Genomic DNA, 26,322 nt, shown 5'->3' with positions numbered 1-26,322 from the left:
TGATCCTCCATGTCGCTGAAAGAGCTGGCAGCGCTGCTCCGTTCGGGTCAAGCGGAGGACGGGGCGCTCGCCGAGTACGCGGCGGAGTACGCCAGGGAGCAGAAGATCTTCCGGAAGAAGGACGACTGACGTGATCTCCGCCGGCGGGGACGCGGTAGCGCCTCCGCCCGGTCAGGCCGATCCCGTTCCCCCACCCCCCTCGAGCGCCCTGGGCGAGGTGCTGACGGCTCCGCTGTTGCTCCAGGGCCAGGACTACTTCTTCCGCGCCCCGAGCACCTGCCTCGACTTCCAGGAGCGCATGTACGCGGCCGAGCTCGTCGACGAGGGCTCCGGCGACTCCACCGTCGACCCGCAACCCTGCGTCCTCGTGCTCGCCCGCGCCGCCGACATGGAGATGAACGAGCTCTCCCTGGCCCTGGCGGAGCGGGACATCCGGCTCGTCCGCATCGACGCCGACCGCTGCCTCGACCTACCGCTCACCGTCTACCCGGACGCGCCGCTCGTCGAACTCGGCAACCGGCTCCTGCGCCCCCTGCTGGTCTGGCGCCGCCACTTCGACATCGCCGCCGTCCCCGCCGACGGGCGCTCGCTGCGCGGTGCCTACGCCATCGAACAGTGGACCGCCGTGAGCGACTGGCTGTCCGTCCGGCGCGACTGGTGCCACGTCAACAGCCCCCGGCACACCCGCAACCTCGACCGGCTCAGCCAGCTGGACGACGCCGCCTCCTTCGGGCTCCGGGTCCCGCGCACCGCCGTGACCACCCGCCCAGCCCGCAACCGCCCCGGCGGCGGCCGCTGCCTGGTCAAGACCGCCGGTCGCCACCTGCTCGAACCCAGGCCCGGGGCGCTCCACGGGTTGTTCCCGCGTCCGCTCGACCCCAGCCGGTCCCGTGACGTCGTGGAACCGGCTCCTGTCATCGTGCAACAGCACCTCGACGCGGAGGAGGAACTCCGGGTCTTCGTCGTCGGAGGCGAGCTGATCGCCTACCGCGTGCGCAAGTTGGACCCCGCCCAGCTGTGGCAGGACCCGGACGCCGTCACCGTCGAGGCCGTCGAGACCCCCCGGCCGCTCGCCGCGACCCTGCTCGCGCTGGTCCGGCACTGGCGGCTCGACATCGCGGCGTTCGACCTGCTCGTGGTGGAAGGCGAACCGGTGTTCCTGGAGGTCAACGTCAACTGCGACTGGCGGTGGTTCGAGTACCGGGCCGAGGACACCAGGGTGTCGAGGGCCACCCACGAGTGGGTCGCGTCGAGGTTCCAGGAGCTGCGCGGTGCGTCTGAAGGTCGCTGAGCACACGAGCGCGCACCTCGCGGAGGGCCGGGTCGTGCTCGACGACTACCTGCGCCACCGGCAGTTCGAGCTGACCGCCCCCCTCGCTCGGCTCTGCTGGGAGTTCCGGTCCTTCGCCGACACCGACGAGGTGCTCGCCGAACTGGACACCGAGGAACGGGCTGCCGTGTGGCCGGTGCTCACAGCCCTCCTCGACGCGGGGCTCCTGGTCGCCGAGGGCACTCCGGAGCACCGCGCGGAGCAGCGGTTGCTCGCCGCCTGGCGCGACGGAGGACCCTCGGCGCGCCAGTTCCACTACGCGACCCGCACCCTCCGGGACACGCCCTACGCCGACGCCGACGAACAGGACCGCGCACTCGCGGAGAGGGCGGTCACCGACCCCCCGCCGTCCCCGCTCCTCCGCCGGCGGGACGGGAGGGCGGCCGGGGTCCCCCTCCCGCCGATCAGCGCCCAGTGGACCGGCGATCGGCCCGCCGCCACGCTGGCGGACGCGTCCGGCGCGCGCTGGGGTGAGCGGCCCCTGCGGGACGTGCTGCTGGCACGGCGCACGACCCGGCGGTTCCGCCCCCGGCCGGTCGACGCCGCGCGGTTGGGCGACCTGCTCGCCGTGCTCGCCGGTCCGGCCCCGGGCCGGCCGGGTCCGGACCAGGACGGCAACCTCTTCAAGTCCTCGCCCTCCGCCGGGGCTCGTCATCCGATCGAGGTGTACCCGCACGTCCGGAGCGTGGCCGGGCTCGAACCGGGGTGGTACCACTACGACGCCGCGGATCACGTGCTCGAACCCCTCGGGCCACCGTGGTCGGCGGGGGAGGTGGCCGAGGCCAGTGGCGGCCAGGAATGGGTGGGGGAGGCGGCGGTCCAGCTCTGCCATGTCGCGACGCTCGAGCGGACCTGGTGGAAGTACGACACCGCGCGGGCATATCGGATGGTGCAGATGGACATGGGCCATCTCTCGCAGACCGCCTACCTGGTGGCGACGGCGATGAGCCTGGGCGTCGCGTTCACCGCCGCGCTGCGCGACGAGTCCTTCGAGTCCGTGCTCGGCCTCGACCGGGACCGGGAGATCGTGCTGGGGCTCACCGCCCTGGGCTGGCCGGGCGACGACGCCGCCGCCGATTTGAGATCATGAGCACAGGTGAGAATGAGAGGTGTTGTCCCACTCCCCGTGGAGCGGCCCGGATGGCAAGATCCGGTGGAGTTCCGTACGACGCGCAGAACCAGACCGGGTGGTTGGTCCGGGCGGGCGACTTCCGTCGAAGTGGCCCCCACGCGAGCCGTCCAGGTTCTAGGCTGCGCGCTGCCCCCGTAGCCCAATAGGCAGAGGCAGGCCCCTTAAAAGGGTCCCAGTGTCGGTTCGAGTCCGACCGGGGGCACAACCCTGATCCAGACCGCGAGTCGGCGGCCCCGGTGGTCCGCGTCGCGATGTCGGTCGTGACGTCGGTGGCGGCGTTATCGAGCGTCGGTGTCCGTCCCTCCCCGGCGCGGTTCCTCCTGTCAGTCTTTCGGCAGGAAGTGACCCGTGGTTGATCCCAGTCCGCGAATTTCTCACCCGTAAGGGTGTTATCCGGCGAGGAGTGGCGCGGCGGCGACGGGCCTCTCCCACCCCGGCGTCGGCGTGGGGGACGCGCGCTCGGTCCTCCCACGGGCGTTGCCCGCTCCCGTCCGGTACCTGGCCGGGCCGGGGCGGGCAGTCGCCGAGCCGGCCCCCGCGAGCCCGACCGGTCCAGCGTGGCGGCATCCCCGGTTCGCCCCCTCCCAGGGGCCGGCGGCCGGCGAGCACGAGGACCGTCCGAGCGCGCGCTCGGCGGGAGGCGCACTCGCCGTTCCGCCCCGGGCGGCGGGTCGGAGAGCGGCAGGCGCCTCGTCGGCGCCTCGGCGTGGCCGGGGAGCGGGTCGTCCCGCCTCCGGAATCCCCAGGCCCCACGACCGGCGTGCCCCGACCACCACCCGCGGTCGCGGCGCCCTCGGTCCCCTGCGCCACCACGGGACCGGTGCCCGAGCGCGTCCGCGCGCCCGCCCGCCGCCGTTCGCCCCCGGTACGGCCCGACGCCGTCACAGGTCGATGCGGTCACCGTCCGAGGGCACCTCCACCCCGCTCGCCACCACCGCCGCGAACTCCGCCGACGCCGGGTCCACCAGCGGGTTGGTGTTGTTCAGGTGGGTGTACATCCGCCGTGTCCCCGGGTGGCAGCGCAACCGGTCGAGGGTCCCGTCCTCCCCACCCACCGGGAGATGGCCCATGCCGGACTGCCCACCGCCCCCGGGCAGTCCGGTGGCATGCCCCAACTCGTCCCCGGAGTAGAAGGTGCCGTCCAGCACCGCGCAGTCGGCCGCCGCCACCGCCTCGTCCAGCCGGTCCGGCCAACGCGACAGGCACGGCGCGTACAGCAGTTCCCGCCCCGCCGACCGGTCCCGCAGCCGGTAGGCGACCACCGACGGCCCGGCATCCCGTACCCCGGTCCGGTACCGGGGGCGCTTCTCGCTGATCGCCACCGGCGTCGCCGTCAGGCCCTGGCCCAGCTCCGACGCCACGCCCTCGGCCGCCTCGTTCCACCGCCAGTCCCCGTAGGCGTCGAGCACCGGTCGCAGGCCGAGGGCTCCGGCGGACGGCGTGGGTCGGTCCAGCGACGCCAGCACCGCGGCCGGAGCGTGCACCGGCAGCCCCCCGCACTCGCGCAACGAGAACAGCCCGAGCGTGTGGTCCAGTTCGGCGTCCGTCAGCAGGACACCGCGCAGCGGGATCTGCCGCCGCCCCGGCCCCGGCCACAGCTCCGGCGTCGCCACGAGCTGGGTGGGGAGGTCGGGGCTCGCGTTGAGCAGCCACCAGTTCTCGCCGTCCACCGACACCGCCGCGCCGTCCTGGCCACGGCGCATCGCCTCGGTCCCCGCCCTGGAACGGGAGCACCGGCCGCAGGCGCAGTTCCACTGCGGGAAACCGCCGCCAGCCGCCGTGCCCAGCAGGATCAGCCGCACGGGTCCACCACCGCCGGTCCACCGCCCGCACTCGGAACCCGGGGGACCCGGCCGGTCGGGATCCCACGCCACAGCGGTCGCCCGGCCGCCGGGTCGGCCACGCCGGAGTCCTCCGGGGCGTCGGCGAGCAGGGCGGCGGCCACCAGGTGCCGATCCGGGGAGAACCGGCAGACGGGGTCGGTGGCCCGCGCGTCGCCGGTGAGCTGGAAGGCCTGGCAGCGGCAGCCGCCGAAGTCGATCTCCCGTCGGTCGCAACTCCGGCACGGGTCCCGCATCCAGTCGGTGCCCCGGAAGGCGTTGAACACCGCCGACTCGTACCAGATCTCGGCCAGCGGACGGTCCTGGACGAACTCCGCCGGGAGCCCGGTGATCACGTCCGCCGTCGGGCAGGGCAGGACCCGCCCGGCCGGGGACACGGTGAACTGCCTGCTGCCCCAACCGTGCATGCAGGGTTTGGGGTACTCGCCGTAGTAGTCGGAGAGGACGTAGACGACTTCCATGCCGCCCGCCAACCGACGGGTCTCCGCCGCCACGACTCGGCGGGCGTTGGCGAGCTGGCGCCGGGTGGGCATCAGCAGCCGGCGGTTGCGCAGACCCCAGCCGTAGTACTGCGTGTTCGCCAACTCCAGCCGGTCCGCCCCCAGATCCTCGGCGAGCAGGATGATCTCGGCGATCCGGTCCAGGTTGCCCCGGTGCAGCACCACGTTGACCGTGAGCGGGAGGTCCAGCCGGCGGACCACGGCCGCCGCCGCGATCTTGTGGTGGTGCGCCCGCGTGCCGGCCACCCGGTCCCCGGTGGTGGCGTCGGAGTCCTGCAAGCTCAGCTGCACGTGGTCGAGGCCGCGCGCTGCCAGCTCCTCGGCGCGGGCCGGGGTCAGCCCGAGCCCGCTGGTGACCAGGCTGACGTAGCACCCGAGCCCGGAGGCGTGGCCCACCAGCTCCGCGAGGTCCCGGCGAGCCAACGGTTCGCCACCGGAGAGGTGCGTCTGGAGCACGCCGAGCCGTCGCGCCTGGTCGAGCACGGCGATCCACTGGTCGGTGGTCAGCTCGGACTCGCGGCGCACCAGCTCCAGCGGGTTGGAGCAGTAGGGGCAGTGCAGGGGGCACCGGTGGGTCAGCTCGGCCAGCATCCCCCACGGGGCGGCGACCCCGGCTCCGGTCCCGTCGGGGGCGGCAGCCCCATCAGGCGCCGTCATGGTCGATCCTGATCAGCCCCATGCCGCGCAGGGTGTCGAGCAGTTCGAGGATCTGCTCCGGCAGCACGCCGTCGAACTGCCCCTCCAGCGCACGCACGATCTCCCCGACCGGGCTGTGCCCGTCGCACCGCAGCAGCACCGCCTCGCCCGTCTCGTTGGGCAGCAGCACCCCCTCCGGGTAGAGCAGGACGTGGCTGTCCCGGCTCTCGTCCCGCATGAGCTTGACGCCCCGCCCCAGCCGGGGACGGGCCGCCGGGTCGATGCCCGCCGTCACGAGGTCACCGCCGGCCGCCGCGCGGCGTGGTCGATCGCGTCCAGCATCGCGTTCAGCACCTCGCACTTGAAGGCCAACGCGGCCACCGCCGCGTCCTGGGACCCCCGGTCGCGGCAGTGGGTCAACACGAGGTCCAGCGTCGCGGCTCCCTCCGGCCCGGTGACCTCGATCCTGGTCAGGAAGTAGTCGAGCGCCCCGCCGTCCAGCCAGGGGTAGTGCTCCCGCATGGCGAGCACCCGCCGCCGCATCAGGCCGGGGGCGAACATCTCCGTCAGCCCGGAGGCCACCGCCTCCTGCCAGGGACGGCAGCGGGCGAACTCGACGTAGGCGTCCACCGCGAAGCGGACCCCCGGCAACAGCAGGCGCTCCGAGCGCACGGTCTCCTCGTCGAGCCCGGTCGCCTCGGCCAGGCGCAGCCACCGGTCCATGCCGCCCTCCTGGCCCGGCTGGCCGTCGTGGTGGGTCACCCGGCTGATCCACTGCCGTCGGACCTCGCGGTCCGGGCAGTTCGACAGGATCGCGGCGTCCTTCCGCGGCAACATCCGCTGGTAGTACCAACGGTTCGCCGCCCACAGCTGGAGGTCCTCCTTCCGCAGGGCTCCCTCGTGCAGGGCGCGGTGGAAGGGGTGGTCGTCCCAGTACCGGGCCGAGAGGGATTCCAACCGCGATCGGAACTCCTCCCGGCCCAGCACCTCCGTCGGCGCGCCCGTCATCCGCGGGCCACGTAGCTGGTGACCTCCATCGGCGTGGCGACCGCCCGGAAGTCCGGACGGACCCAGGAACGTCGCGGGGCCGGAGGTCGGCCGGCGGACACCGGTCGGAGGTCGGTCGCGCGGTCGTGTCGTGTCACAACGGTCGGAAGGCGCATGATCCACGCTCCTCGTCTGGAGGTGACTGCCCGCCGGTCGGCGGCTGCTTCATGGTGCGTGACGACGGGTGCCCCCGCTATTCACGGCGGCCGCGCCGTCGGTTCGGTGCGAAAGGTCCGGTTCCTCCTTTCCTCGGCGACCGTGCGGGGACCTCGTTCGGGCACAGGGGGAAACGGGAGTTCGGGAAGTGACGACTCGCATGGCGGGAAGTCCGGCGCCGTCCTAGCTTCCGATTCGGGTGGCGGGGCACGTCCGGTCCACGTCGAACAGGGCGGGTGAGGACGAGTGGCCGCCACCCGTGAACCTCTGACAAGGAGGCGTGAATGCGGTTTCGACGAGGAACTCTGGGCGGTGTCGCCACCACGCTGCTGATGGTCGTCGCGGCCACCGGAACGGTGTCAGCACAGCAGGACCCGCCGGATTCCGGCGAGCGGCAAGCACAACCGGAGCAGGTGACGACGGGACTGACCGTGCCGTGGGACATCGCCTTCCTCCCGGACGGCTCACCACTGGTCACCGAACGCAACAACGCGCGTGTCATGCGCGTGGTCGACGGTTCCGTGGTCGAGGAACAACGCATCCTCGACGCGGCGACCGACGGCATCCAGGACGGGGTCCAGGGCATCGCCGTCTCACCCGACTACGAGACGGACGGATTCGTCTACGTCTACTACGCCACGGCCCAGGACAGCAGGATCGCGCGGTTCCGGCTCGGGGAGCAGCCGGAGCCGATCCTCACGGGCCTGCCCCGGGCCGTCTACGTCAACGGAGGGGCGCTCGCCTTCGGCCCGGACGGATACCTCTACGCGGGTGTCCCGGCCCGGTACCCGCACGACCCGAACGGCGGGTACGACGAGGCGCAGGACCTGAACTCGCTGCGGGGCAAGATCGTCCGGCTTCGTCCCGACGGGCGGCCCGCGCCGGGGAACCCGTTCGGGACCCACGTCTACTCCTACGGTCACCGCAACGTGCTGGGGCTGGCCTGGGACGACGGGGGCCGGATGTTCGCCGTGGAGACCGGTGACCACGGCGCCGACGAGCTCAACAGGGTTCGGGCCGGCGCGAACTACGGGTGGCCGGTCTGCGAGGGCCCCTGCTCCGACGGCCGGTACACCGATCCCGTGGTGCACTGGACTCCCGAGGAGGGCACGCCCGCCGGGCTCGCCCACGTCCGGGGAACCCTCTACGTGACGACGCTGCGGGGCCAACGGTTGTGGGAACTGCCGCTGTCCGACGGCGGTGAGGTCACCGACCGGCGTGCCCTGCACGCCCACGAGTTCGGACGACTGCGGGCGGCGGCCGCCGCCCCGGACGGATCGTTGTGGTTCGGCACGAGCAACACCGACCAGCTCGGTGGCGCCGCGCCAGGCTCCGACCGCATCCTGCGGCTGGGCTGACGGCGCGGACTCCTGGCCCCCTTCCCCGCGGCAGACCACCTGCTGCGGGGAAGGGTGTCCTCAGCCCTGGCGCTGCCCCCAGCCCGGACCTGGCCGAGGGTTCCGCCCCATCCGGGGGCCGGCGCCCGAACGGTCAGGCGGGCAGCGCGACGACGATGCGGTTGTCCTCGTAACCCAGGTCCCCGCCGTGCCACCGCCCACCGCAGGTGACGAGCACCACCCGGTGCGCGCCCTCCTGGCCGAAGAGCGCCTCCGCGTTGGCGGGCAGCTCGTTCTTGTGCAACGTGTGGATCGCGCTCACCCGGTAACGCCACTCCTCCCCCCGCTGGTCGACCACCGTGAACACGTCACCGAGCGTGGTGTCCCAGAGCTCGGCGAACGGGCCCCGCTGACCCCGGAAGTTCACGTGGCCCGCGAAGACGGAGGCCCCGGACGGCGCGCCGAGACCCATGCCCCACCAGGTCGCCTCCTCCAGGTTCTCCGGAACGGGCAGCACCCGGTCCGGTCCGACCTCGCGTCGGACCAGGGCGGCCGTGCCGCCCTCGGGGAGCCGGATGGTCCCCGGTCGCTGGGCGGCGACCGGTCGGTCCCCCGACGGGGGGCGGGGACCTGGCCCGGACTCCCGCGCCGGGGGAGGGACGGCGGGTCCGGTGGACGTGCCCGGGTCGCGGTCCTCGGCCTCCTCCCGCCCGGTCCCGGCCGGCCCCTCGTCCTGCTCCGGTGCCCCCGTCGGGGAGCCGTCGGGCACGCCGAGCGGTTTGGGCTGGTCACCGACGGCGGCCATGCTGTTGCCGAGCACGTCGTCCCCGGCCCGCACGACGGCGTCGACCGGGACGGCGCTGCCGGTGACCTGCACCGTGGGTGGCCAGTACAGGCCCCCGAGGATGCCGAGGCTCAGCACTCCGATCCCGACGACGGCCGAGGTCCGCTGGCGGGCCGACCTCGACCGTTCGGGGTCCGCGACCTCCCACTCACCCACGTCGAGGGCATAGGTGCGGCGGTCGTTCTCGGCGGGCGGGTCGACGTCGCCGTCGGCCCGCTCCGCCCCTCGCGTCTCATCCACCTGGTTGGCCCTCTCTGCCGACCTCCCGGCCGAGGGGGCGGCGATGTGGTCCGACGACCGGCTAGCGCTGGTCCCCGGAGGTCATCCGACGTCGCCACACCAGTCCGGTCGCTCCGGCCGCGAGCAGCACCAGGAGACCCAGGCTGGTCAGGGTGACCGGGCTGATCCGGTTGACCGTCTCCGAGGAGGCGGTGACCAGGTCGGCCTCACCCGCCGGGATCGTGCTCGGCACGGTCGGCGGGTTGGGCTTGTTGGCGATGGTGAGGGTCAGGGTGTCCCCCGCCTCCACCAGCCCGCAGGCCGTCGGTGGGTTGGCCGGGTCGAACTCCTCCTCGTACCCGGCGGGAACCCCGACTTCGACCACGCAGATCTCCTGCGGGGTTCTGAGGTCCTCCAGCCGCGCGTAGCCCTCCTCGTCCGTGGTCACCACGAGCGGTTCGCCGTCGGGACCCACGAGTTCGGAGTCGTCCTGCCGCAGGGCGGGGCTGCTCTTGTCGGCGGAGGTGATCCGCAGCTGGACGTCGGCCACCGGGAGACCGGTCGAGGCGTCCACCTTGGCGATCTCGACGGCACCGGGGGCGGTGCGGGCGGTCACCGCGGCCTCGGCCGTCACCGTGTCCTCGCCACCGGTGGTGACGATGCGCTGCACGTCGGAACCGTCCTGCGGGACCTTGATCCTCGGCTGGTCGGCCGGGGTCTGCACGCTGACGTGGACCGAGGGGTTCTCACCGGTCGGCACGACGTCGAACAGCAGCGGGCCGCCGTCCTCCGGGGTCCGCAGGTAGCGCACCTGGGGCTCGGGCTCGCCGCTGTCGTCCTCCTCAGCTCCGTCCTCGCCCTCGGGGGTCTCGACGGGAGCGGTGGGCTGGGGGGTCGTGGTGCTCAGGGGCTGGGTCTGCTGGTCGGCGGCACCGTCGGCCGGAACGCCCTCCGCCGCCTCCTCGGTGGCTTCCTCCGCGGCCAGGTCGGCGGCCAGTTCGTCGTTGACGCTCAGGTCCTGCATGAGGATCTGCCGCGCCGGTTCGGCCACCTCGGGGTCGGCCAGTTCCGCGTCGGTCAGGGTGACCTCGACGGGGATGTCGGGCACGCCGTTGCCCGCGGTGTTGAGCAGGTCCACCCGCCAGGAGTCCGGCTGACCGATGACCTGCTCCCCTTCGGGAGCCGTCAACGACACCTCCCAGGGGCCCCGGTTGACCTCGGCGTCGGCCTTCATCGCCTCCACCGCCTCCTGGGTCTCCGGCGGCAGCTCGTCGAAGTGGAACTCGACGTCGTAGGCGATCTCCCGGAACCCGTTGGACGGGTCCAGGTCGGCGGGCGTGCGGGGGGCGGCGGTCCAGCTGTGCAGCAGGTGCGCCAGCGCGGACGCCTCGTGGTCGGACTCCGTCCCGCTGTAGCGGAGCAGCAGGTAGGAGATGTTGGAGGAGATCTCCGGGGACAGCGGGTCGCCCCACTTCGTCAGCAGCTGGTCGCCGTCGACGTACTCCTCCTCGGTGTCCGGCGCGCGGTAGGAGTACTGCACGCACCAGACCTGCTCGCCCTGCCAGACGTAGGAGCCGACCCAGTCGTAGTCGTTGGGTTTCCCCTGGTAGGGCTGCGGCGCGGTCCGGTGCCCCAGTCCCTCCTGCACGGCCGCGGCCGCCGTGCCCGGCAACGCGACCAGCGCCGCGCCGGCCAGCAGGGACGCACTGGCCAGTCCCGCGGCCACTCTTCTGAGCATGAATGCTCCTCGGTGTCCAGAGTTGGTGTCCAAGGGCGCGGTCCGACATCACGGAGCGAGTGCCCCCGACGGAGCGCCGGCCAGGAGCCGTGACCTGCCGCCGGGTCGCGCGTAACGTGTGGCCACGCGTCGAGGTTTCGCTCCCGTGATGCTGGTCTGGTCGCGCGTCATGCCACAAGCCGCCACTCGGAGGATGTGACGACAGGGAGAAGTTAGCTGCCTGTCAGAGATCCTGTCCAGTGCGTCACGATCATGGGCGTCACCGACACCGTTGATCGACTACCCCGGGCAGCGGCGGTCACGCTGCGCCAGATCGGGGTCACGTACAACAACTGAATCACGACCTTGGTCACAACCCGGTGAAGTCCGCGCGGTCGGAGGGAGGATCGGGGCCAGGGGCATCGGAAGAACGCTCGGGTGTCGGTAAAGTCGCCTTTACTCGAGTTGGGGAACCCTACGACACGCGTCACCGTTGACTCGGTAACGGCGTGAGCACGTTCCAGGAGGGCACAGGTGCGCACAAGCAGTAATCCCGCGTTCCGCAACCTGCCGGCAAGCGGCGGTTACGCGAACTTCGACAGCGCCGGCTTCGGCCAGCCGGGCTATGCGGGTCAGCAGACCACGCAGAGCGCCGACGACCGTCCGATCACCGTCGACGACGTGGTGATCAAGACCGGTATCACCCTGGGCGTGCTCGTGGTGGCCGCCGTGTTCTCCGCGATGAGCGGCATCCCCGCGCTGACCTTCGTCGGTCTCATCGGTGGTCTGATCCTCGGCCTCGTGAACGCCTTCAAGCGGGAGCCCAGCAAGGTGCTGGTCCTCGCCTACGCCGGTTTCGAGGGCCTGTTCCTCGGTGGCCTCAGCGCCATGGTGGCGAGCTTCTTCCCGGACACGGCCGGTTACGGCATCGTCGCGCAGGCCGTCATGGGCACCATCGGTGTGTTCGCCGGCATGCTGGTCGTCTACAAGACCGGTGCGATCCGCGTCACCCCGAAGCTCACCCGCTGGGTGACGGGCGCGCTGATCGGCGTCGGCGTCCTGATGCTGGCCAACCTCGTCGGCAACCTCTTCGGCGCCGACATGGGGCTCCGCTCCGGTGGCACGCTGGCGATCATCTTCAGCCTGGTCTGCATCGGCATCGCCGCCTTCGTCTTCCTGCTGGACTTCAAGGCCGCCGACGACCTGATCCAGGCCGGTGCGCCCGCCAAGTACGGCTGGCAGATCGCCTTCGGCCTGACCATGACGCTGGTCTGGCTGTACATCGAGATCCTGCGCCTGCTCACCTACCTCCAGGGCGAGTGACGCGCGCCGCGTCCAGCGGACCCGAGCACACGGGAGAGGCCCCGGCGACATCGCCGGGGCCTCTCCTCGTTCCTGGGGTTCCCTCACCGGTGGCGGGAAGGCGTGCGCCAGCCCCGAGGTGCGGGATCAGGAGAGGCGTTCGACGATCATCGCCATGCCCTGGCCCCCGCCGACGCACATCGTCTCCAGGCCGATCCGCCGGTCGTGGGTGCGCAAGGAGTTCAGCAGGGTGCAGGTGATCCGGGCCCCGGTCATGCCGAACGGGTGGCCGAGGGCGATCGCGCCCCCGTTGACGTTCAGCTTCTCCAGGGGGATGCCGAGTTCCTGGTACGACGGGATCACCTGCGCCGCGAAGGCCTCGTTGATCTCGAAGAGGTCGACGTCGTCGACGGTCATCCCAGCCCGGGCCAGCGCCTGCCGGGACGCCTCGACCGGGCCGAGTCCCATGATCTCGGGGGACAGCGCGGACACCCCGGTGGACACGATCCTGGCGAGCGGGGTGATCCCCAGCTCCGCCGCCCGCCGGTCGCTCATCACCACCAGCGCCGCCGCGCCGTCGTTCAGCGGGCAGCAGTTGCCCGCGGTGACCCTGCCGTTCGGCCGGAACACCGGCTTCAGCTGGGCGACCCCCTCGTAGGTGGTGCCCGCGCGCGGACCGTCGTCCGCCTCGACGACCCGCCCGTCGGGCAGGGTGACCGGGCTGATCTCCCGGGCGAAGAAGCCACTGGCGATGGCGGCCTCGGCGAGGTTCTGCGACCGCACGCCGAACTCGTCCATCTCCTGGCGGCTCACCGCGTTGGCCAGTGCCAGGTTCTCGGCGGTCTGCCCCATCGCCAGGTAGACGTCGGGCAGCTCCCCGTCGAGACGGGGGTCCCGCCACTCCTCGGCACCGTTCTCGGCTGCGACCTGGCCGCGTTCCGCCGCCGCGTCGAACAGCGGGTTCCTGGTGTCGGGCAGGCTGTCCGAGTTGCCCTTCGCGTAGCGGGACACGGTCTCCACCCCGGCGCTGAGGAAGACGTCGCCCTCCCCGGCCCGGATCGCGTGCATCGCCATCCTCGTGGTCTGGAGACTGGAGGCGCAGTACCGGTTGACGGTCGTGCCGGGCAGGTCGTCGCGGCCGAGGAGCACCGAGACCACCCTGGCCATGTTGAACCCCTGCTCCCCGCCGGGGAGCCCGCAACCGAGCATGAGGTCGTCGATGGTGGCGGGATCGAGCTCCGGCACCTGGTCGAGGGCGGCGCGGACCACCTGCGCGGTCAGGTCGTCCGGGCGCAGCCCGACCAACGAGCCCTTGTTCGCTCGCCCGATCGGGGACCGGGCGGCGGCGACTATGACGGCTTCCGGCATCGAAGCCCTCCTTGGCTTGGTTCGGGAAACAGTCTCCTCACCGTGAAGTTACTGGAGAGTAGGTGGTGGCGGAAGGTGGACCCGGCGGAGCTGGCGCCCGCTCTGGCGGAGCCTCACCGTTCCAGCCGGACACCAGCGCGGCACCAGCACCCCGCGACCCCCGGTGCCCGGTCGCTCCGGGCGGACCGCGCCGGGGCGAGCCGCTCCGGTGGTCGAACCGGCTCCGTCACCCCGCGTTCCCGCCTCCTCGGGGTCCACCCGGAGGCCCGGGGCGGCGGCCGTCTGGCGGGAGGCCGCCGGTCCACCCCGCGTCACCGGGCCCGCCGCAGCCGTTGGTTGAGCTTCGCGATGATCCGGTGCGTCGGCCGGCGGGCCTCCGCCAGCCGGGACCTCGTCGGGTGCTGGGGTAGCGGACCGCCCTCCCACACCCCGGCCACGCTGCACAGCGGGGGGAGCAGGATCGAGACGGCCGTCGCGTAGCCGGCCGCGCTCGGGTGGAACCGGTCCGCGCTGAACAGCTCACCGGGCCGGACCAGGAACTCCGGTGAGAGCAGGTCCGCCAGCGGGACCGGGTAGGCGCCCTCCCGCTCCGCCACCCGCCGCTGCGCCCGCCCCAGCGCCAGGCTCCAGCTGCGCGCGATCGACCGGAGGGGCTGCGGGATGGGGCGGATCGCCCCGAGGTCGGGGCAGGTCCCCACCACCACGCCCACCTCGGCCTCCCGGAGCCGCCGGACCCCGGCGCCCAACAGCGCGGCCGAGGTGCGCAGCGGCAGCTTGGTCGTGACGTCGTTCGCACCGATGATCACCAGCGCGACGTCCGGACGCAGGGCCACCGCCCGGTCGACCTGTTCGGCCAGGTCCTCCGTCGTCGAACCGCTCACCGCCAGGGTCGTCAGCCACACCGGACGTTCCGCCTCCTCGGCGAGCCCACCGGCGAGCAGCACGGCGGGCAGCTGGCTGGCGTCATCCACCCCCAGGCCAGCCGCGGAGGAGTCACCCAGGACCGCGAAGGTCAGCGGTGCCGGCGAGTCCGGCAGCTCCTCGGCCCGATGCGGCCCCGTCCCGTCCGGCAGGTAGACGCCGTCGGCCCGGACCGGTTCCCGATCCGGGATGCCGATCACCTTCCTGGCCGCCCGGGACTGTCCTGACAGGAGCCCGTAGGCCGCCCCGGTGAGCCCGGTGACCGCTCCCGCCGCGAACGCGGCCACCCGGATCGCGCGCGAACCCAGCACTGCAGATCCTCCTTCCGCCGGACCGGACCCTGGACACCACCCGGTCCCGACGCTCGTTCTCCCTGAATCATCTACCCAATTCCGGGGCGAGGCGTGCCGCTCCGGCGGAAGGGGGCGGCAGTATGCGGCTGGGGCGGTGGGAAACCTCCCGTCAGCTCCGGGGATAAGCTCCGAATCCGACACCAACCGAGCCGGCAGACGAGTGGGAGTGGCACGCGGTGGACTACGCCGAGCATGTGATGGACCTGGTGGGCAACACACCGCTGGTGCGCCTGAACGCGGTCGCCGAGGGGCTCAGCCCGCTCGTGCTGGCCAAGGTCGAGTACTTCAACCCGGGCGGCAGCGTCAAGGACCGCATCGCGCTGCGCATGGTGGAGGCGGCCGAGAGGTCGGGGGAGCTGCGCCCTGGCGGGACCATCGTCGAGCCGACCTCGGGGAACACCGGGATCGGGCTGGCGATGGTGGCCCAGCGCAAGGGGTACCAGTGCGTGTTCGTCTGCCCGGACAAGGTCAGTGAGGACAAGCGCAACGTCCTCAAGGCCTACGGGGCGGAGGTCGTCGTCTGCCCGACGGCGGTGGCCCCCGAACACCCGGACTCCTACTACAACGTCTCCGACCGCCTCGTCTCGGAGATCCCGGGCGCCTGGAAGCCCAACCAGTACGCCAACGAGAACAACCCCGCATCGCACTACGCGGCCACCGGACCCGAGGTGTGGCGGCAGACCGACGGCCGCATCACCCACTTCGTCGCCGGTATCGGCACCGGCGGGACGATCTCGGGAACCGGCAGGTACCTCAGGGAGGTGTCCGGGGGCGCCGTGAAGATCGTGGGCGCCGACCCGCACGGCTCCGTGTACTCGGGCGGCACCGGACGGCCCTACCTGGTAGAGGGGGTCGGCGAGGACTTCTGGCCCACCACCTACGACCAGGACATCTGCGACGAGATCATCGAGGTGTCCGACGGCGACTCCTTCGCCATCACCCGCCGGCTGGCCCGGGAGGAGGGCCTGCTCGTCGGCGGATCCTGCGGGATGGCCGTCGCCGCCGCCCTCCGGCTCGCCGAGCGCTGCGGCCCCGAGGACGTCATCGTCGTCCTGCTCCCCGACGGCGGCCGCGGCTACCTCGGCAAGGTCTTCGACGACGACTGGATGGCCTCCTACGGGTTCCTGTCCCCCGACCACAGTGGAGCCAGCGTCGGCGAGGTGCTCCGCCGCAAGGACGGCACCCTGCCCGACCTGGTGCACGCCCACCCGAACGAGACGGTGGCCGAGGCGGTGGCTGTGCTCCGCGAGTTCGGCGTGTCCCAGATGCCCGTGGTCAACGCGGAACCACCGATCATGGCGGCCGAGGTGGCGGGCGCCGTCAACGAGCGGCGGCTGCTCGACGACCTGTTCGCCGGCCGCGCCAAGCTCTCCGACCGGGTGGAGGAGCACATGTCGGAGCCGTTGCCCACCATCGGGGCCGGGGAGTCGGTCAGCGCCGCGATGCGGGCGCTGGCGAACGCGGACGGCGCGTTGGTGCTGATGGACGGCCGCCCGGCCGGCGTGGTCACCCGACAGGATGTCCTCGGCTTCCTCGCCGGGCGCTGAGCGCCGGGCGTGGGGTGCTCGCCGGGTGGACGACGGGCGTCGTCGTCGGTCGAACCTGTCCCGTACTGGCATAACGCGGGCACGGCATCCGATACGGTGACCCGAACGTAATGCGGAACTGATCCACCTCTAGGGGGTTACCACCCGATGAGCGCCCCACAGCCGCCGCAGGGCGAGCAACCAGCACAGTCCGAGAACGCGGAGGGCGGCACCGCCAAGCTCCCGGAGCCGTCGGCGGTGACTCCGCCCGCCGTGCCCGAGGGAACGACGCCGCCGGCTGGCGGGGGCGAGTCGGCCGACCAACAGCCCCCCTCGGCGGAAGCGGCGGCGCCCGCCGCCGAGCCGGCCCTGGCCTCGCCGCCGCCGGCCGCTGGCGGTGCGCCGAGCGGGACCGACTCCACGCAGGTCGTGTCCGGGGCCGGTGCCGACCGGCCCTTGGAGCAGCGGACCAGCGTGGTGAGCGCCCCGTCCGCCCAGGACGCCAACCCGGACGCGACCCAGGTGGTGCGCCCCGGACAGCAGGCACCGGCCGCGGCCGCCGCGCCGTCCAACCCGGACGCCACCCAGGTCGTCGCCCCGGGCCAGGCACCGGCGCAGCCCGCGTACGGCCAGCCGCAGCCGGGGCAGCAGCCCGGGTACGGGCAGCCGGGGCAGCCGCCGCAGTTCGGCCAGCCGCCGGGTGGGTTCCCCCAGCAGCCTGGGTACGGGCAGCCGCCGCAGTTCGGCCAGCAGCCCGGCTACCCCCAGCAGCCCGGTGGGTATCCGCAGCAGCCCGGGTACGGCGCTCCCGGCGGCTACCCGCAGCAGCCGGGGTACGGCCAGCCGCAGCCGGGGCAGCAGCCCGGGTACGGGCAGCCGGGGCAGCCGCCGCAGTTCGGCCAGCAGCCGGGTGGGTTCCCCCAGCAGCCGGGTTACCCGCAGCAGCCTGGGTACGGGCAGCCGCCGCAGTTCGGCCAGCAGCCCGGCTACCCCCAGCAGCAGGGGTACGGGGCGCCGGCCGGTGGCGCCGACGAGAAGTTCCTCAAGCTCGCCATGTTCCTCACCATGGGGCTGATGGGCCTGAGCGCTGTCATGCAGGTCATCAACATGGTCACCTTCGGGCAGTTCGCGATGACCAGCTCCCTCGTCGGGATCGTCCTGGCGGCCGGTGTGGGCGCCTGCGCGTTCTTCGCCGGGCAGCAGGGCCAGGAGTGGGGCCGGATCGTCATCACGGTCCTCGCGGCGCTGGGTGTCCTCGGCGGGATCATGGCCCTGACGACCGCTTCCATGCTCGGCGGGATCTTCCTCATCATCGCGGTCGTCACCCTCCTCATCTGGGGTGGCATCCTCGCGGTCTGGTGGCTGCCGGGCACCACGCGCGCGATGAAGGCCAAGCGCGGTGCGGGATTCGCCCAGCAGCCGCAGCAGATGCCACCCCCGCCCGGGTACTGATCAGCGAACGGCGAACGGGGGAGCCCGGCGGCCACGGACCCGCTCAGCGCGGGACCTCGTCGCCGGGCCTCCGCCCGTTCGGGCCGGCCGTCGGCCGCCCTCGGGCTGCTCCAAGCGGAGTGGCCCCTGCTCTACCCTGGGCCGCATGAGTCAGACCTCCTCCGGCGAGCGGTTCGGATTCGCGACCAACGCCATCCACGCCGGGCAGGAACCCGACCCCACCACGGGTTCGGTGATCGTGCCCATCCACGCCACCTCGACCTACGCGCAGGACGGCGTGGGCGGCCTCCGCGGCGGCTACGAGTACTCCAGGACCGGGAACCCCACGCGGACGGCGCTGGAGGAGTGCCTGGCCGCCCTGGAATCCGGTCGCTTCGCCCGCGCCTTCGGGTCCGGGATGGCCGCGACCGACGCCGTGCTCCGCGCGGTGTGCCGGCCGGGAAACCACATCCTCATCCCCAACGACGCCTACGGCGGCACCTTCCGGCTCGTCGACAAGATCCTCACGCAGTGGGGCATCGAGTACACGCCCGTCCCGCTGTCCGACCTGGACGCGGTGCGCGCCGCCGTCCGGCCCACCACCCGCCTGCTCTGGTGCGAGACGCCCACCAACCCGCTGCTCACCGTCGCGGACATCGCCGGCCTGGCTGGGATCGCGGCCGACGCTGACGCGCGGCTGGTCGTGGACAACACCTTCGCCTCGCCCTACCTCCAGACCCCGCTCGCGCTGGGCGCCGACGTGGTCGTGCACTCCACCACCAAGTACCTCGGCGGCCACTCCGACGTCGTGGGCGGCGCCGCGGTCACCTCGGACCCCGAACTCGACGAGAAGCTGGCCTTCCTCCAGAACGGCGCCGGCGCCGTCCCCGGCCCCTTCGACGCCTGGCTGACCCTGCGCGGGCTGAAGACCCTCGCCGTGCGGATGGATCGGCACTGCGACAACGCCGAGCGCATCGCGGTGGCGCTCGGCGAGCACCCCCGCGTCCGCGCCGTCTACTACCCCGGTCTGCCCACCCATCCCGGGCACGAGGTCGCGGTGAAGCAGATGCGTCGCGGCGGCGGCATGATCTCCTTCCTCGTCGACAGCGAGGAGGCGGCGCTGGAGGTGTGCTCCCGGACGAGGCTGTTCACCCTGGCCGAGTCGCTGGGCGGCGTGGAGTCGCTGATCGAGCACCCCGGTCGGATGACGCACGCGAGCACCGCCGGTTCGCAGCTCCAGGTCCCGGCGGAGCTGGTGCGGCTCTCGGTGGGGATCGAGGACGTCGACGACCTGCTGGACGACCTGCTCACCGCGCTCGGCTGATCCGCGCCGAGCCGTGGCGCCCACGCGTCACACGACGGACGGCCCGCCCCGGGCCGAGCCCCCTCGGGAGCTCGACGGGACGGGCCGTCATCGGGACCGTCGTCAGACCAGGCTCGGCGTCGCGGGCCTGGTCATGGCTGCCAACGCAGGACCGCGTCGGAGCCGGGATGGTTGGTGTCGGGCAGCTGGCCGGCGTCGAGACAACTGTGGACGAGTTCCACGGCGCCGTCGCGCTGCTCGTAGTACGGAGTCTCCGCGCAGTCGGCCCGTGTGACGGTGATCACCGCCACGGCGGCCAACGCAGTGGCCGCGGCAACGCTCGACACCAGCGACAGCAACCCCGGATTTCGGGTCACCTGCACGGCCTTACCTCCCTGCGCAATTCGGGGCTGGTCGGACAGACTCGCTGTCTGCCAAGGGTACTAGCCTTTTTCGTTACCAGTTCGAGAAATATCCACCCCTGAGCTGTTCGGTCGACCGTCGCCGGCCGTTCGCCGAACCGGTGGCGCTCCCCCGCCGCCGGCGCCGACCACCGTCCCCCACTCGGCGCAACCGCTGGCAGGATATGCCTCATGCGACTGGTCAGCGTTGATCGGATCATGGCCGCCCGTGAACTGTTGGCCGGAGTGATCCGTCAGACGCCAATCATGCACTCCCGGGTTCTCAGCGAGCGCTGCGGGGGGCAGGTTCACCTCAAGTGCGAGAACCTCCAGCGCACCGGTTCCTTCAAGATCCGGGGCGCCTACACGAGGCTGCACGGCCTGACCCCCGAGCAGCGGGCCAGGGGGGTGGTGGCCGCGTCGGCGGGCAACCACGCCCAGGGAGTGGCCTACGCCGCCTCCCTGCTCGACACCCGCGCGACCGTCTTCATGCCGGAGGGCGCGCCGCTGCCCAAGCTCGCCGCCACCCGCTCCTACGGCGCGGAGGTGCACCTGCGGGGCGCCGGGCTCCAGGAGAGCCTGGTCGCCGCCCGCGAGTACGCGGCCGAGACGGGAGCCGAGTTCATCCACCCCTTCGACCACCCGGACATCCTGGCCGGTCAGGGCACCATCGGGTTGGAGCTGCTCGACCAGCTCCCCGAGTTGGCCACCGTGGTGGTGGCCACCGGGGGTGGTGGGCTGCTGGGGGGCGTCGCGGCGGCGGTGAAGGCGCGCCGCCCGGACGTCAGGGTGATCGGAGCCCAGGCCGAGAGCGCCGCCGCCTGGCCGGCATCCCTGGCCGCCGGCGCGCCGGTGCCGGCACCTGAGTTGCGCACGATGGCTGACGGCATCGCGGTGAAGGAGCCGGGGCCGGTCACCTTCCACCACGTCTCCACCCTCGTCGACGAGATCTTCACCGTCAGCGAGGAGGCCCTGTCCCGAGCGTTGCTGCTCTGCCTCGAACGGGCGAAGCTGCTGGTGGAGCCGGCCGCGGCCGCGGCGGTCGCCGCCGTGCTCGACCACCCCGGCCGCTTCCCCGGCCCCATCGCAGTCATCCTCTCCGGCGGCAACATCGACCCGCTCCTGCTGTCGCACGTCATCCAGCACGGCATGACCGCCGGGGGCCGCTACCTCGCCGTGCGGGTGCGGATCTCCGACCGGCCGGGTTCCCTCGCCGCCCTGCTCGCCGAGGTCGGCGAGCTGGGAGCGAACGTGATCGACGTCGAGCACTCCCGGATCTCCGGGGCGCTCGCGCTCGGCGACGTCGACGTCGCCCTGAGCCTGGAGACCAGGGGGCCGAGCCACCGCCACGAGGTGGTGGCCGGGCTCACCCAGGCGGGGCACGTCGTCACCCCCCAGTTCTGAGGTGACCGACCCCGCGACACAGGGCGGGGCCGACCCCGTGGCCGGCCCCGCCAGGCGTTCGCGCGCCGCGCTCAGAGGTTGCCGCGCCGCTCCTGCTCCCGTTCGATCGCCTCGAACAGCGCCTTGAAGTTCCCCTTCCCGAAGCCCAGCGACCCGTGGCGTTCGATCAGCTCGTAGAAGACGGTCGGCCGGTCCCCGACGGGTTTGGTGAAGATCTGGAGCAGGTAGCCGTCCTCGTCGCGGTCGACCAGGATGCCGCGTCGCTGCAACTCGTCGATGGGCACCCGGACCTTCCCGATGCGGGCGCGCAGTTCCGGGTCCTCGTAGTACGAGTCCGGGGTGACGAGGAACTCCACGCCCCTCGCCGTCATCTCGTCCACGCTCGCGAGGATGTCGTTGGTCGCGAGGGCGATGTGCTGGCACCCGGCCCCCGTGTAGTACTCCAGGTACTCGTCGATCTGCGATTTCTTCTTGCCGAGCGCGGGCTCGTTCAGCGGGAACTTCACCCGGTGGTTGCCGTTGGCGACCACCTTGCTCATCAGCGCCGAGTACTCGGTGGCGATGTCGTCCCCGACGAACTCCGCCATGTTCACGAAGCCGAGCACCCGGTTGTAGAAGGACACCCACTCGTCCATCCGCCCCAGCTCCACGTTGCCGACGCAGTGGTCCACGGCCTGGAACAACCGCTTCGGCGATCCCTCGGGCCGCTGGATCGTGCCGGCCCTGGCGACGTACCCGGGCAGGTAGGGGCCCTGGTAACGGGAGCGGTCCACCAGCGTGTGCCGCGTCTCCCCGTAGGTCGCGATCGCCGCTCTGCGGACCGTGCCGTGCTCGTCGGACACGTCGTGCGGTTCCTCCAGGACCTGGGCGCCCTGTTCCCTGGCGTGGGCCACGCACCGGTCGACGTCCGTCGTCTCCAGGGCGAGGTCCACCACCCCGTCGCCGTGGCGGCGGTGGTGGTCCAGCAGCGGGCTCTCCGGCCGCACCCCGCCGGTGAGCACGAACCGCGCGGAACCGGCCTTCAGGACGAAGGCCCGGTGGTCGGCGTTGCCGGTCTCCGGCCCCGAGTAGGCGACGAGTTCCATGCCGAAGGCGTGCTGGTAGTAGAGCGCGCTCTGGGTCGCGTTCCCGCAGACGAACACGACGGCGTCCATCCCCTTCACGGGGAACGGGTCGCGCGACTCGTCGTAGTCGACCAGCCCGACGAGCTGCCTCATCTGGTCGAAGCTGACATCGTCGATACCTGGTGCCGGCACGGTCTCGGTCATGGGTTCCTCCACTGCCCTCGAACGCTGGGATGGCGCTGGTTCGGTGGCGCCAGCATGAGCAGCCGCCGGCACGCTGCGCAACGCGATCACTTCGTGTTGCGCAGATTGCGTAGTCACGGGTCCTGACACCGGGGCAGGATGGGCAGGGTGCACAGGGAGATGACGTGACGTCGCGGGAACGGCCCATGCTCGACCGGCTCGACGCGCGCCTGCTGTTGTTGTTGACCGACCACCCGAGGCTCGGGGTCCTGGAGTGCTCGCGGAGGCTGAAGGTGGCCCGGGGCACGGTGCAGGCCCGGTTGGACCGCCTGGTGCGGCTCGGGGCGCTGACCGGCTTCCCACCGCAGATCAGCCTGCCGGCGCTCGGCTACGGGCTGACGGCGTTCGTGGTCCTGGAGATCGCCCAGGGCCGTCGGGACGAGGTGGTGTGCCACCTGCGGCGCATCGAGGAGGTCTGCGAGGTGCACGCGACCACCGGTGAGGGCGACCTCCTGGTGCGACTGGTGGCCCGCTCGAACGACGACCTGCAACGCGTCATCGACGAGGTGGTCTGCGCGGAGGGAGTGCAACGCACCTCGACCTCGATCGCGCTGTCCACCCCGGTGGCGCCCCGGGTCCGCCCGCTACTGGAACTGGTGGCCGAGCCAACCGCCTCCCACGACGACCCACCACCAGGACGCGAACCGGGGCCCGACCCAGCGTGGGTCGGGCCCCGGTCGGGCAGTGGGGGTCAGGCGGAGTAGGGCACCGCCTTGACCAGGGTGACCTTCATCCGGCCGCCGCTGGGCAGCTCGTACTCGCGGTCCTCGCCCTCCTTGGCGTCCAGCAGTGCCTCGCCGAGCGGGGAGTTGGGGGAGTACACCTCCAGGTCACCCTGGAAGCCCTCCTCCCGGGTGGCGAGCAGGAAGGTCTCGGTCTCGTCGTCACCGTCGTAGCGGACCGTGAGCACCATGCCGGGCTGCGCGATGCCGGACTCGGTCGGGGCCTCGCCGACCTTCGCCACCCGCAGCAGCTCCTGGAGCTGCCGGATCCTGGCTTCCAGCTGACCCTGCTCCTCGCGCGCCGCGTGGTACCCGCCGTTCTCCTTGAGGTCGCCCTCCTCGCGGGCGGCGTTGATCTTCTCGGAAATGACGGGGCGGCTCGCGATCAACTCGTCCAACTCGTGCTTGAGCCGGTCGAAGGAATCCTGGGTCAGCCAGGTCACCTGGGTCTCGCTCACGGTCACCACTCCTCGTCTGTCCCGGGCACGGGTACGCGCCCGCAGCTATCCGGGCTTCCCGCCGGATACGGAAAAACACGGCCCACTGGGGACCGTGCCGTGAGGGCAGGTTAGCACGACGACACCCGGCCCGTCGCCGATTTCGGAGCGCCGGACCGGTGCGTGAGCTGCGGTTCACCCGCTTGGCGGCACCTCCGAATCCGGCTCGACGGACGAGCCTCTGGTGAGGTATTCGGGCACGTCGTGGGAGCACCCGAAGACCTCACCCATGATGGGAGGTTTCGAGGTCAACACGGTGCTGGTGTGCCTCGCCGGGGACTCGCCCGGCGGGATCAGCACCTCCCGCCGGCCCGACTCGTCGCCGTCCGCCGACCGCGCCCGCAGGACGCACACCGCGCTGCGGCTCGGGTCGTCCCGCATCACGTCGAAGGAGATGCGCAACGAGTGGTCGTCCGGTGCGTCGAACGAGGTGTGGTCCGCCGAGACCGGCGGGCTGCCCCAGTTCTGGTAGGCCGTGACGGAGGCCCACAGGCCCACCATCAGCACCGCGACCCCGGTCAGGGCGCCCACCCAGCGGGGGAACCGGCGCGCGGGGGCGCGACGGTAACGTCCGGCGGGCCGGCCTGGTGCTCCGTTGCTGGTCACGGTCTACCTCGACCTCCGCGCGAGGTTGTCATGGCTGCCGGGAACAATGGTCCTCGGGACGACGTTAGCTGTAGTCGTCTGAGCAGTATCCCCGGACGGTCCTCCGCGACGTCCCGGCGGGTGCGGTTACGTGTAGCAGGAGGGACGTCGGTTCCGAGATGGCCGAAAAGCTGCGTCTGATGACGGTGCACGCTCACCCAGACGACGAGTCGAGCAAGGGAGCGGCGACGCTCGCCAAGTATGTTGCGGACGGTCACGAGGTGATGGTGGTCACCTGTACCGGTGGTGAGGCGGGCAGCATCCTGAACCCGGCCATGGACCGACCGGACGTGCTGGAGAACATCACCGAGATCCGCCGGGAGGAGATGGCGAAGGCCGCGGCGATCCTCGGCGTCCACCACCGCTGGCTGGGCTTCGTCGACTCGGGTCTCCCCGAGGGTGACCCGCTCCCGCCGCTGCCGGAGGGCTGCTTCGCCCTCACCGACCTGGAGGTGTCCACCGAGGCGCTGGTCCGGGTCATCCGGGAGTTCCGCCCGCACGTCGTCATCACCTACGACGAGAACGGCGGGTACCCCCACCCCGACCACATCCGCTGCCACGAGGTGTCCGTCGCGGCGTTCGACGCGGCGCCGGACCCCGACCGGTTCCCGGGCGCGGGGGACCCCTGGCAGCCGTTGAAGCTGTACTACTGCCACGGTTTCTCCAGGGCGAGGATGCAGACCTTCCACGACACGCTCACGAGCCGTGGTGTGGAATCACCCTATGCCGAATGGCTGGAGAGCTGGGATCCGACCCGCCCGGACGTCATGGAACGGGTGACGACGCGGGTCGAGTGCGCGGACCACTTCGAGACGAGGGACGCGGCGCTGTTGGCCCACGCCACCCAGATCGACCCGAACAGCCGCTGGTTCGCCGTGCCGGTCGACATCCAGCGGGAGGTCTGGCCGACCGAGGAATACGAGCTGGTCCGTTCGCTGGTGGACACCACGTTGCCGGAGGACGATCTGTTCGCGGGAGTGCGTGAGAGGGTGTCCGTGTGATGTGGTCCGCTGGAGCGATCGCCGGGACGATGGTGGCTTTCGGAGTCGACAACCCGGGAGGGCAGGGTGAGGACTTCGGCAAGTCCTCACCGGTCGCTCTGGTGGTACTGATCCTGTTCTTCGTCGCCGTGGGTTTCCTCGTCCGGTCGATGACCAAGCACCTGCGGCGGCTGCCCACCAGCTTCGACGAGCCGGGCTCGGCCCAGGGGGAGGAGCGGGGCGGGCCCGCCGGCGACGTGCGCGGCGCCGACTCCTCCGACCCGGACGCCCCGTCGGCGACCGCAGGCGAACCTTCGGCGACCAGCGGCCACACCGGGCGCTGAGCCCCGGCGGCACCGGGGCGGGAGGCCGCCGCGCACCGTCCCCGCCCCGCCCCTCGGGGTGCTCAGAAGAACCCCGAGGGTGGCGCCGGGGACGGTTTGGCCGAACCATCCCGGACGGGTGCGGAGGTGCCGGCGAAGGCATCCAGGTCGCTCCCCTCGACCAGCCGGGCCGGTGCCGGATCGCCTGAGACCAGGCGGGTGAGCGCCGCCACCGGCAGCGGCGCGTGCGACGCCACGAGCACCAGGTTGCCGAAACGACGACCCCGCAGCACCCCGGGCTCGGCGATCAGCAGCACCTCGGGGAACACCGCGCGGAGGGTCGCCACCTGCCCCCTGGCGAAGGCCAGCGGTGGTCCGTCGCCGACGTTCGCCCCGTAGACGCCGCCGGAGCGCAGCACCCGGCTCGCCTGCTCCGCGAACTCCACCGTGGTGAGGTGCGCGGGCGTCCTCGCACCCGAGAAGACGTCGACCAGCAGCAGGTCGGTGCTGTCCTGGCGGTGCCCGGTGAGCCACTCCCTGGCATCGGCGGCGCTGACCCGGACCCGCGTGCGGGCATCCAGCGGGAGGCGTTCCCGGACGAACTCGGTCAGCCTGCCGTCCGGTTCCACGGCCCGCTGCCGGGACCGGGGACGGCGGGCCCCCACGTAGCGGGCCAAGGACAACGCGCCGCCTCCCAGGTGGACGACGTCCACCGGAGCGCCCGGCGGGGCCGCCAGGTCGACCACGTGGGCCAACCGCCGCATGTACTCGAACTCCAGGTACTCCGGGTCGGCCAGGTCGACGTGCGACTGGGGGGTGCCGTTCACCAGCAGCGTCCATCCCGAGGAGCGGTCGCGGTCCGGTCGCAGCTCGGCCACTCCCTGGTCGACCTCCCGGCTCTCCGAGGCCCCGCCCCAGCGTTGCCTGCCCCGTTCCGTCGCCGACCCACGTGCTCTCACCGCCCCAGTGTGCCGGGACGCCCCGGCCGACGCCGAGGCCGCCCAAGACCACTCGCGGCCACGAGCGGAGCTGGTCCCGGCTCCCGGTCCCGCCTCCCGGTCCCGCTTCCCGGCCCGGCTC

At 72.3% G+C, this 26,322-nt stretch carries 24 protein-coding genes, 1 tRNA gene and 1 pseudogene; 12 read left to right on the top strand and 14 right to left on the bottom strand.

Annotation, left to right across the window (positions count from 1 at the left end; translation table 11 throughout):
* The first annotated feature begins 130 nt into the window (after window positions 1–130).
* The 3 genes from G443_RS13270 to G443_RS13260 all read left to right on the top strand — a co-directional run bounded on the left by G443_RS13270 (window position 131) and on the right by G443_RS13260 (window position 2,664).
* Complete coding sequence (locus tag G443_RS13270; RefSeq protein ID WP_245588673.1) at window positions 131–1,291, top strand: ATP-grasp domain-containing protein; 1,161 nt, start codon at window positions 131–133, stop codon at window positions 1,289–1,291.
* Window positions 1,272–2,420, top strand: coding sequence for a SagB/ThcOx family dehydrogenase (locus G443_RS13265; protein ID WP_035291297.1), 1,149 nt, complete (start codon window positions 1,272–1,274; stop codon window positions 2,418–2,420). Before G443_RS13270 ends, G443_RS13265 begins: the two co-directional genes overlap by 20 nt.
* A gap of 170 nt (window positions 2,421–2,590) precedes the next feature.
* A tRNA-Leu gene (locus G443_RS13260) sits at window positions 2,591–2,664 on the top strand.
* Between the two features lie 679 nt (window positions 2,665–3,343).
* On the opposite strand, the gene pqqB is transcribed toward G443_RS13260, so the two are convergent.
* Genes pqqB through pqqA form a run of 5 tightly spaced genes read right to left on the bottom strand, consistent with a single transcriptional unit; the run spans window position 3,344 to window position 6,602 of the window.
* Window positions 3,344–4,264, bottom strand: a complete 921-nt coding sequence (gene pqqB, locus G443_RS13255) for a pyrroloquinoline quinone biosynthesis protein PqqB (protein ID WP_026417375.1) — start codon at window positions 4,262–4,264, stop codon at window positions 3,344–3,346.
* The gene (pqqE, locus tag G443_RS13250; protein ID WP_051313319.1) at window positions 4,255–5,460 is read right to left on the bottom strand and encodes a pyrroloquinoline quinone biosynthesis protein PqqE; all 1,206 of its coding nucleotides are present in this window, start codon (window positions 5,458–5,460) and stop codon (window positions 4,255–4,257) included. Before pqqE ends, pqqB begins: the two co-directional genes overlap by 10 nt.
* Window positions 5,447–5,734: a pyrroloquinoline quinone biosynthesis peptide chaperone PqqD gene (gene pqqD, locus G443_RS13245; RefSeq protein WP_035273247.1), complete on the bottom strand. Its 288-nt coding sequence runs from the start codon at window positions 5,732–5,734 to the stop codon at window positions 5,447–5,449. The genes pqqE and pqqD overlap by 14 nt, the downstream gene beginning before the upstream one ends.
* Window positions 5,731–6,447, bottom strand: a complete 717-nt coding sequence (pqqC, locus tag G443_RS13240; protein WP_026417374.1) for a pyrroloquinoline-quinone synthase PqqC — start codon at window positions 6,445–6,447, stop codon at window positions 5,731–5,733. The genes pqqD and pqqC overlap by 4 nt, the downstream gene beginning before the upstream one ends.
* Window positions 6,444–6,602 carry a pyrroloquinoline quinone precursor peptide PqqA gene (pqqA, locus tag G443_RS25860; RefSeq protein ID WP_372492974.1) on the bottom strand — a complete coding sequence of 53 codons (159 nt, stop codon included), beginning with the start codon at window positions 6,600–6,602 and terminating at the stop codon, window positions 6,444–6,446. Before pqqA ends, pqqC begins: the two co-directional genes overlap by 4 nt.
* 324 nt (window positions 6,603–6,926) lie before the next feature.
* Between pqqA and G443_RS13235 the strand changes: the two genes are divergently transcribed.
* Window positions 6,927–8,000, top strand: coding sequence for a PQQ-dependent sugar dehydrogenase (locus tag G443_RS13235; protein ID WP_026417373.1), 1,074 nt, complete (start codon window positions 6,927–6,929; stop codon window positions 7,998–8,000).
* Between the two features lie 133 nt (window positions 8,001–8,133).
* Here G443_RS13235 and G443_RS13230 read toward each other — a convergent pair whose 3' ends face one another.
* Both G443_RS13230 and G443_RS13225 read right to left on the bottom strand, forming a co-directional pair.
* Complete coding sequence (locus G443_RS13230) at window positions 8,134–8,979, bottom strand: class F sortase (RefSeq protein ID WP_051313448.1); 846 nt, start codon at window positions 8,977–8,979, stop codon at window positions 8,134–8,136.
* Window positions 8,980–9,124: 145 nt separating this feature from the next.
* Window positions 9,125–10,780 carry an MSCRAMM family protein gene (locus tag G443_RS13225; RefSeq protein ID WP_026417371.1) on the bottom strand — a complete coding sequence of 552 codons (1,656 nt, stop codon included), beginning with the start codon at window positions 10,778–10,780 and terminating at the stop codon, window positions 9,125–9,127.
* A 513-nt stretch (window positions 10,781–11,293) separates the two neighbouring features.
* Here G443_RS13225 and G443_RS13220 point away from each other — a divergent pair.
* Window positions 11,294–12,082, top strand: coding sequence for a Bax inhibitor-1/YccA family protein (locus G443_RS13220; protein ID WP_026417370.1), 789 nt, complete (start codon window positions 11,294–11,296; stop codon window positions 12,080–12,082).
* A gap of 126 nt (window positions 12,083–12,208) precedes the next feature.
* Here the strand turns inward: G443_RS13220 and G443_RS13215 are convergent, their stop codons facing one another.
* Entirely contained in the window at window positions 12,209–13,429 is a 1,221-nt protein-coding gene (locus G443_RS13215; RefSeq protein WP_026417369.1) for an acetyl-CoA C-acetyltransferase, read from the bottom strand.
* Window positions 13,430–13,740: 311 nt separating this feature from the next.
* Window positions 13,741–14,661, bottom strand: coding sequence for an SGNH/GDSL hydrolase family protein (locus G443_RS13210; protein ID WP_026417368.1), 921 nt, complete (start codon window positions 14,659–14,661; stop codon window positions 13,741–13,743).
* A 218-nt stretch (window positions 14,662–14,879) separates the two neighbouring features.
* Between G443_RS13210 and G443_RS13205 the strand changes: the two genes are divergently transcribed.
* From G443_RS13205 to G443_RS13195, 3 genes are all read left to right on the top strand, one after another.
* Entirely contained in the window at window positions 14,880–16,250 is a 1,371-nt protein-coding gene (locus G443_RS13205; protein WP_026417367.1) for a cystathionine beta-synthase, read from the top strand.
* A gap of 147 nt (window positions 16,251–16,397) precedes the next feature.
* On the top strand, window positions 16,398–17,681 hold the full coding sequence (locus tag G443_RS13200) for an MFS transporter (protein ID WP_051313315.1): 1,284 nt from the start codon (window positions 16,398–16,400) through the stop codon (window positions 17,679–17,681).
* 145 nt (window positions 17,682–17,826) lie between these two features.
* Window positions 17,827–18,984 carry a cystathionine gamma-synthase gene (locus tag G443_RS13195; protein WP_026417366.1) on the top strand — a complete coding sequence of 386 codons (1,158 nt, stop codon included), beginning with the start codon at window positions 17,827–17,829 and terminating at the stop codon, window positions 18,982–18,984.
* Between the two features lie 131 nt (window positions 18,985–19,115).
* Here the strand turns inward: G443_RS13195 and G443_RS13190 are convergent, their stop codons facing one another.
* Window positions 19,116–19,346, bottom strand: a complete 231-nt coding sequence (locus G443_RS13190; RefSeq protein WP_035273242.1) for a hypothetical protein — start codon at window positions 19,344–19,346, stop codon at window positions 19,116–19,118.
* 210 nt (window positions 19,347–19,556) lie between these two features.
* Here G443_RS13190 and ilvA point away from each other — a divergent pair, with 210 nt between their 5' ends.
* Entirely contained in the window at window positions 19,557–20,768 is a 1,212-nt protein-coding gene (ilvA, locus tag G443_RS13185; protein WP_026417365.1) for a threonine ammonia-lyase, read from the top strand.
* Between the two features lie 71 nt (window positions 20,769–20,839).
* On the opposite strand, the gene hppD is transcribed toward ilvA, so the two are convergent.
* Entirely contained in the window at window positions 20,840–22,036 is a 1,197-nt protein-coding gene (hppD, locus tag G443_RS13180) for a 4-hydroxyphenylpyruvate dioxygenase (RefSeq protein WP_026417364.1), read from the bottom strand.
* Between the two features lie 185 nt (window positions 22,037–22,221).
* Between hppD and G443_RS13175 the strand changes: the two are divergent.
* Window positions 22,222–22,677: pseudogene (locus G443_RS13175) on the top strand (Lrp/AsnC family transcriptional regulator); the annotation flags it as partial.
* An 89-nt stretch (window positions 22,678–22,766) separates the two neighbouring features.
* Here G443_RS13175 and greA read toward each other — a convergent pair.
* Window positions 22,767–23,255 (bottom strand): transcription elongation factor GreA, encoded by a 489-nt coding sequence (gene greA / locus G443_RS13170; protein WP_081715240.1) that lies wholly within the window; start codon window positions 23,253–23,255, stop codon window positions 22,767–22,769.
* Window positions 23,256–23,429: 174 nt separating this feature from the next.
* Complete coding sequence (locus tag G443_RS13165; protein ID WP_051313313.1) at window positions 23,430–23,900, bottom strand: DUF4307 domain-containing protein; 471 nt, start codon at window positions 23,898–23,900, stop codon at window positions 23,430–23,432.
* A gap of 158 nt (window positions 23,901–24,058) precedes the next feature.
* On the opposite strand from G443_RS13165, the gene mca reads away from it, so the two are divergent.
* Together mca and G443_RS13155 are read left to right on the top strand one after the other, a co-directional pair.
* A complete protein-coding gene (mca, locus tag G443_RS13160; protein ID WP_026417361.1) occupies window positions 24,059–24,940 on the top strand; it encodes a mycothiol conjugate amidase Mca in 882 nt (293 codons plus the stop codon).
* Window positions 24,940–25,263, top strand: a complete 324-nt coding sequence (locus G443_RS13155; protein ID WP_035291376.1) for a hypothetical protein — start codon at window positions 24,940–24,942, stop codon at window positions 25,261–25,263. The genes mca and G443_RS13155 overlap by 1 nt, the downstream gene beginning before the upstream one ends.
* 62 nt (window positions 25,264–25,325) lie before the next feature.
* On the opposite strand, the gene G443_RS13150 is transcribed toward G443_RS13155, so the two are convergent.
* The gene (locus G443_RS13150) at window positions 25,326–26,201 is read right to left on the bottom strand and encodes a spermidine synthase (protein ID WP_026417359.1); all 876 of its coding nucleotides are present in this window, start codon (window positions 26,199–26,201) and stop codon (window positions 25,326–25,328) included.
* Window positions 26,202–26,322: the final 121 nt, after the last annotated feature.

The organism is Actinoalloteichus caeruleus DSM 43889, from assembly GCF_000429185.2.
GTDB classification, from domain to species: Bacteria; Actinomycetota; Actinomycetes; order Mycobacteriales; family Pseudonocardiaceae; genus Actinoalloteichus_B; species Actinoalloteichus_B caeruleus.
The sequence above is the reverse complement of the archived record's forward strand: the minus strand, read 5'-3'. Positions and strand labels throughout refer to the sequence as shown.

Excerpts from the sequence above, each read along its gene's own strand:
- pqqE (WP_051313319.1), bottom strand. The coding sequence starts at position 5,460 with ATGACGGCGCCTGATGGGGCTGCCGCCCCCGACGGGACCGGAGCCGGG.
- pqqC (WP_026417374.1), bottom strand. The coding sequence starts at position 6,447 with ATGACGGGCGCGCCGACGGAGGTGCTGGGCCGGGAGGAGTTCCGATCG.
- pqqA (WP_372492974.1), bottom strand. The coding sequence starts at position 6,602 with ATGCGCCTTCCGACCGTTGTGACACGACACGACCGCGCGACCGACCTC.
- G443_RS13235 (WP_026417373.1), top strand. The coding sequence starts at position 6,927 with ATGCGGTTTCGACGAGGAACTCTGGGCGGTGTCGCCACCACGCTGCTG.
- G443_RS13225 (WP_026417371.1), bottom strand. The coding sequence starts at position 10,780 with ATGCTCAGAAGAGTGGCCGCGGGACTGGCCAGTGCGTCCCTGCTGGCC.
- G443_RS13215 (WP_026417369.1), bottom strand. The coding sequence starts at position 13,429 with ATGCCGGAAGCCGTCATAGTCGCCGCCGCCCGGTCCCCGATCGGGCGA.
- G443_RS13200 (WP_051313315.1), top strand. The coding sequence starts at position 16,398 with ATGAGCGCCCCACAGCCGCCGCAGGGCGAGCAACCAGCACAGTCCGAG.
- G443_RS13195 (WP_026417366.1), top strand. The coding sequence starts at position 17,827 with ATGAGTCAGACCTCCTCCGGCGAGCGGTTCGGATTCGCGACCAACGCC.
- ilvA (WP_026417365.1), top strand. The coding sequence starts at position 19,557 with ATGCGACTGGTCAGCGTTGATCGGATCATGGCCGCCCGTGAACTGTTG.
- hppD (WP_026417364.1), bottom strand. The coding sequence starts at position 22,036 with ATGACCGAGACCGTGCCGGCACCAGGTATCGACGATGTCAGCTTCGAC.
- mca (WP_026417361.1), top strand. The coding sequence starts at position 24,059 with ATGGCCGAAAAGCTGCGTCTGATGACGGTGCACGCTCACCCAGACGAC.
- G443_RS13155 (WP_035291376.1), top strand. The coding sequence starts at position 24,940 with ATGTGGTCCGCTGGAGCGATCGCCGGGACGATGGTGGCTTTCGGAGTC.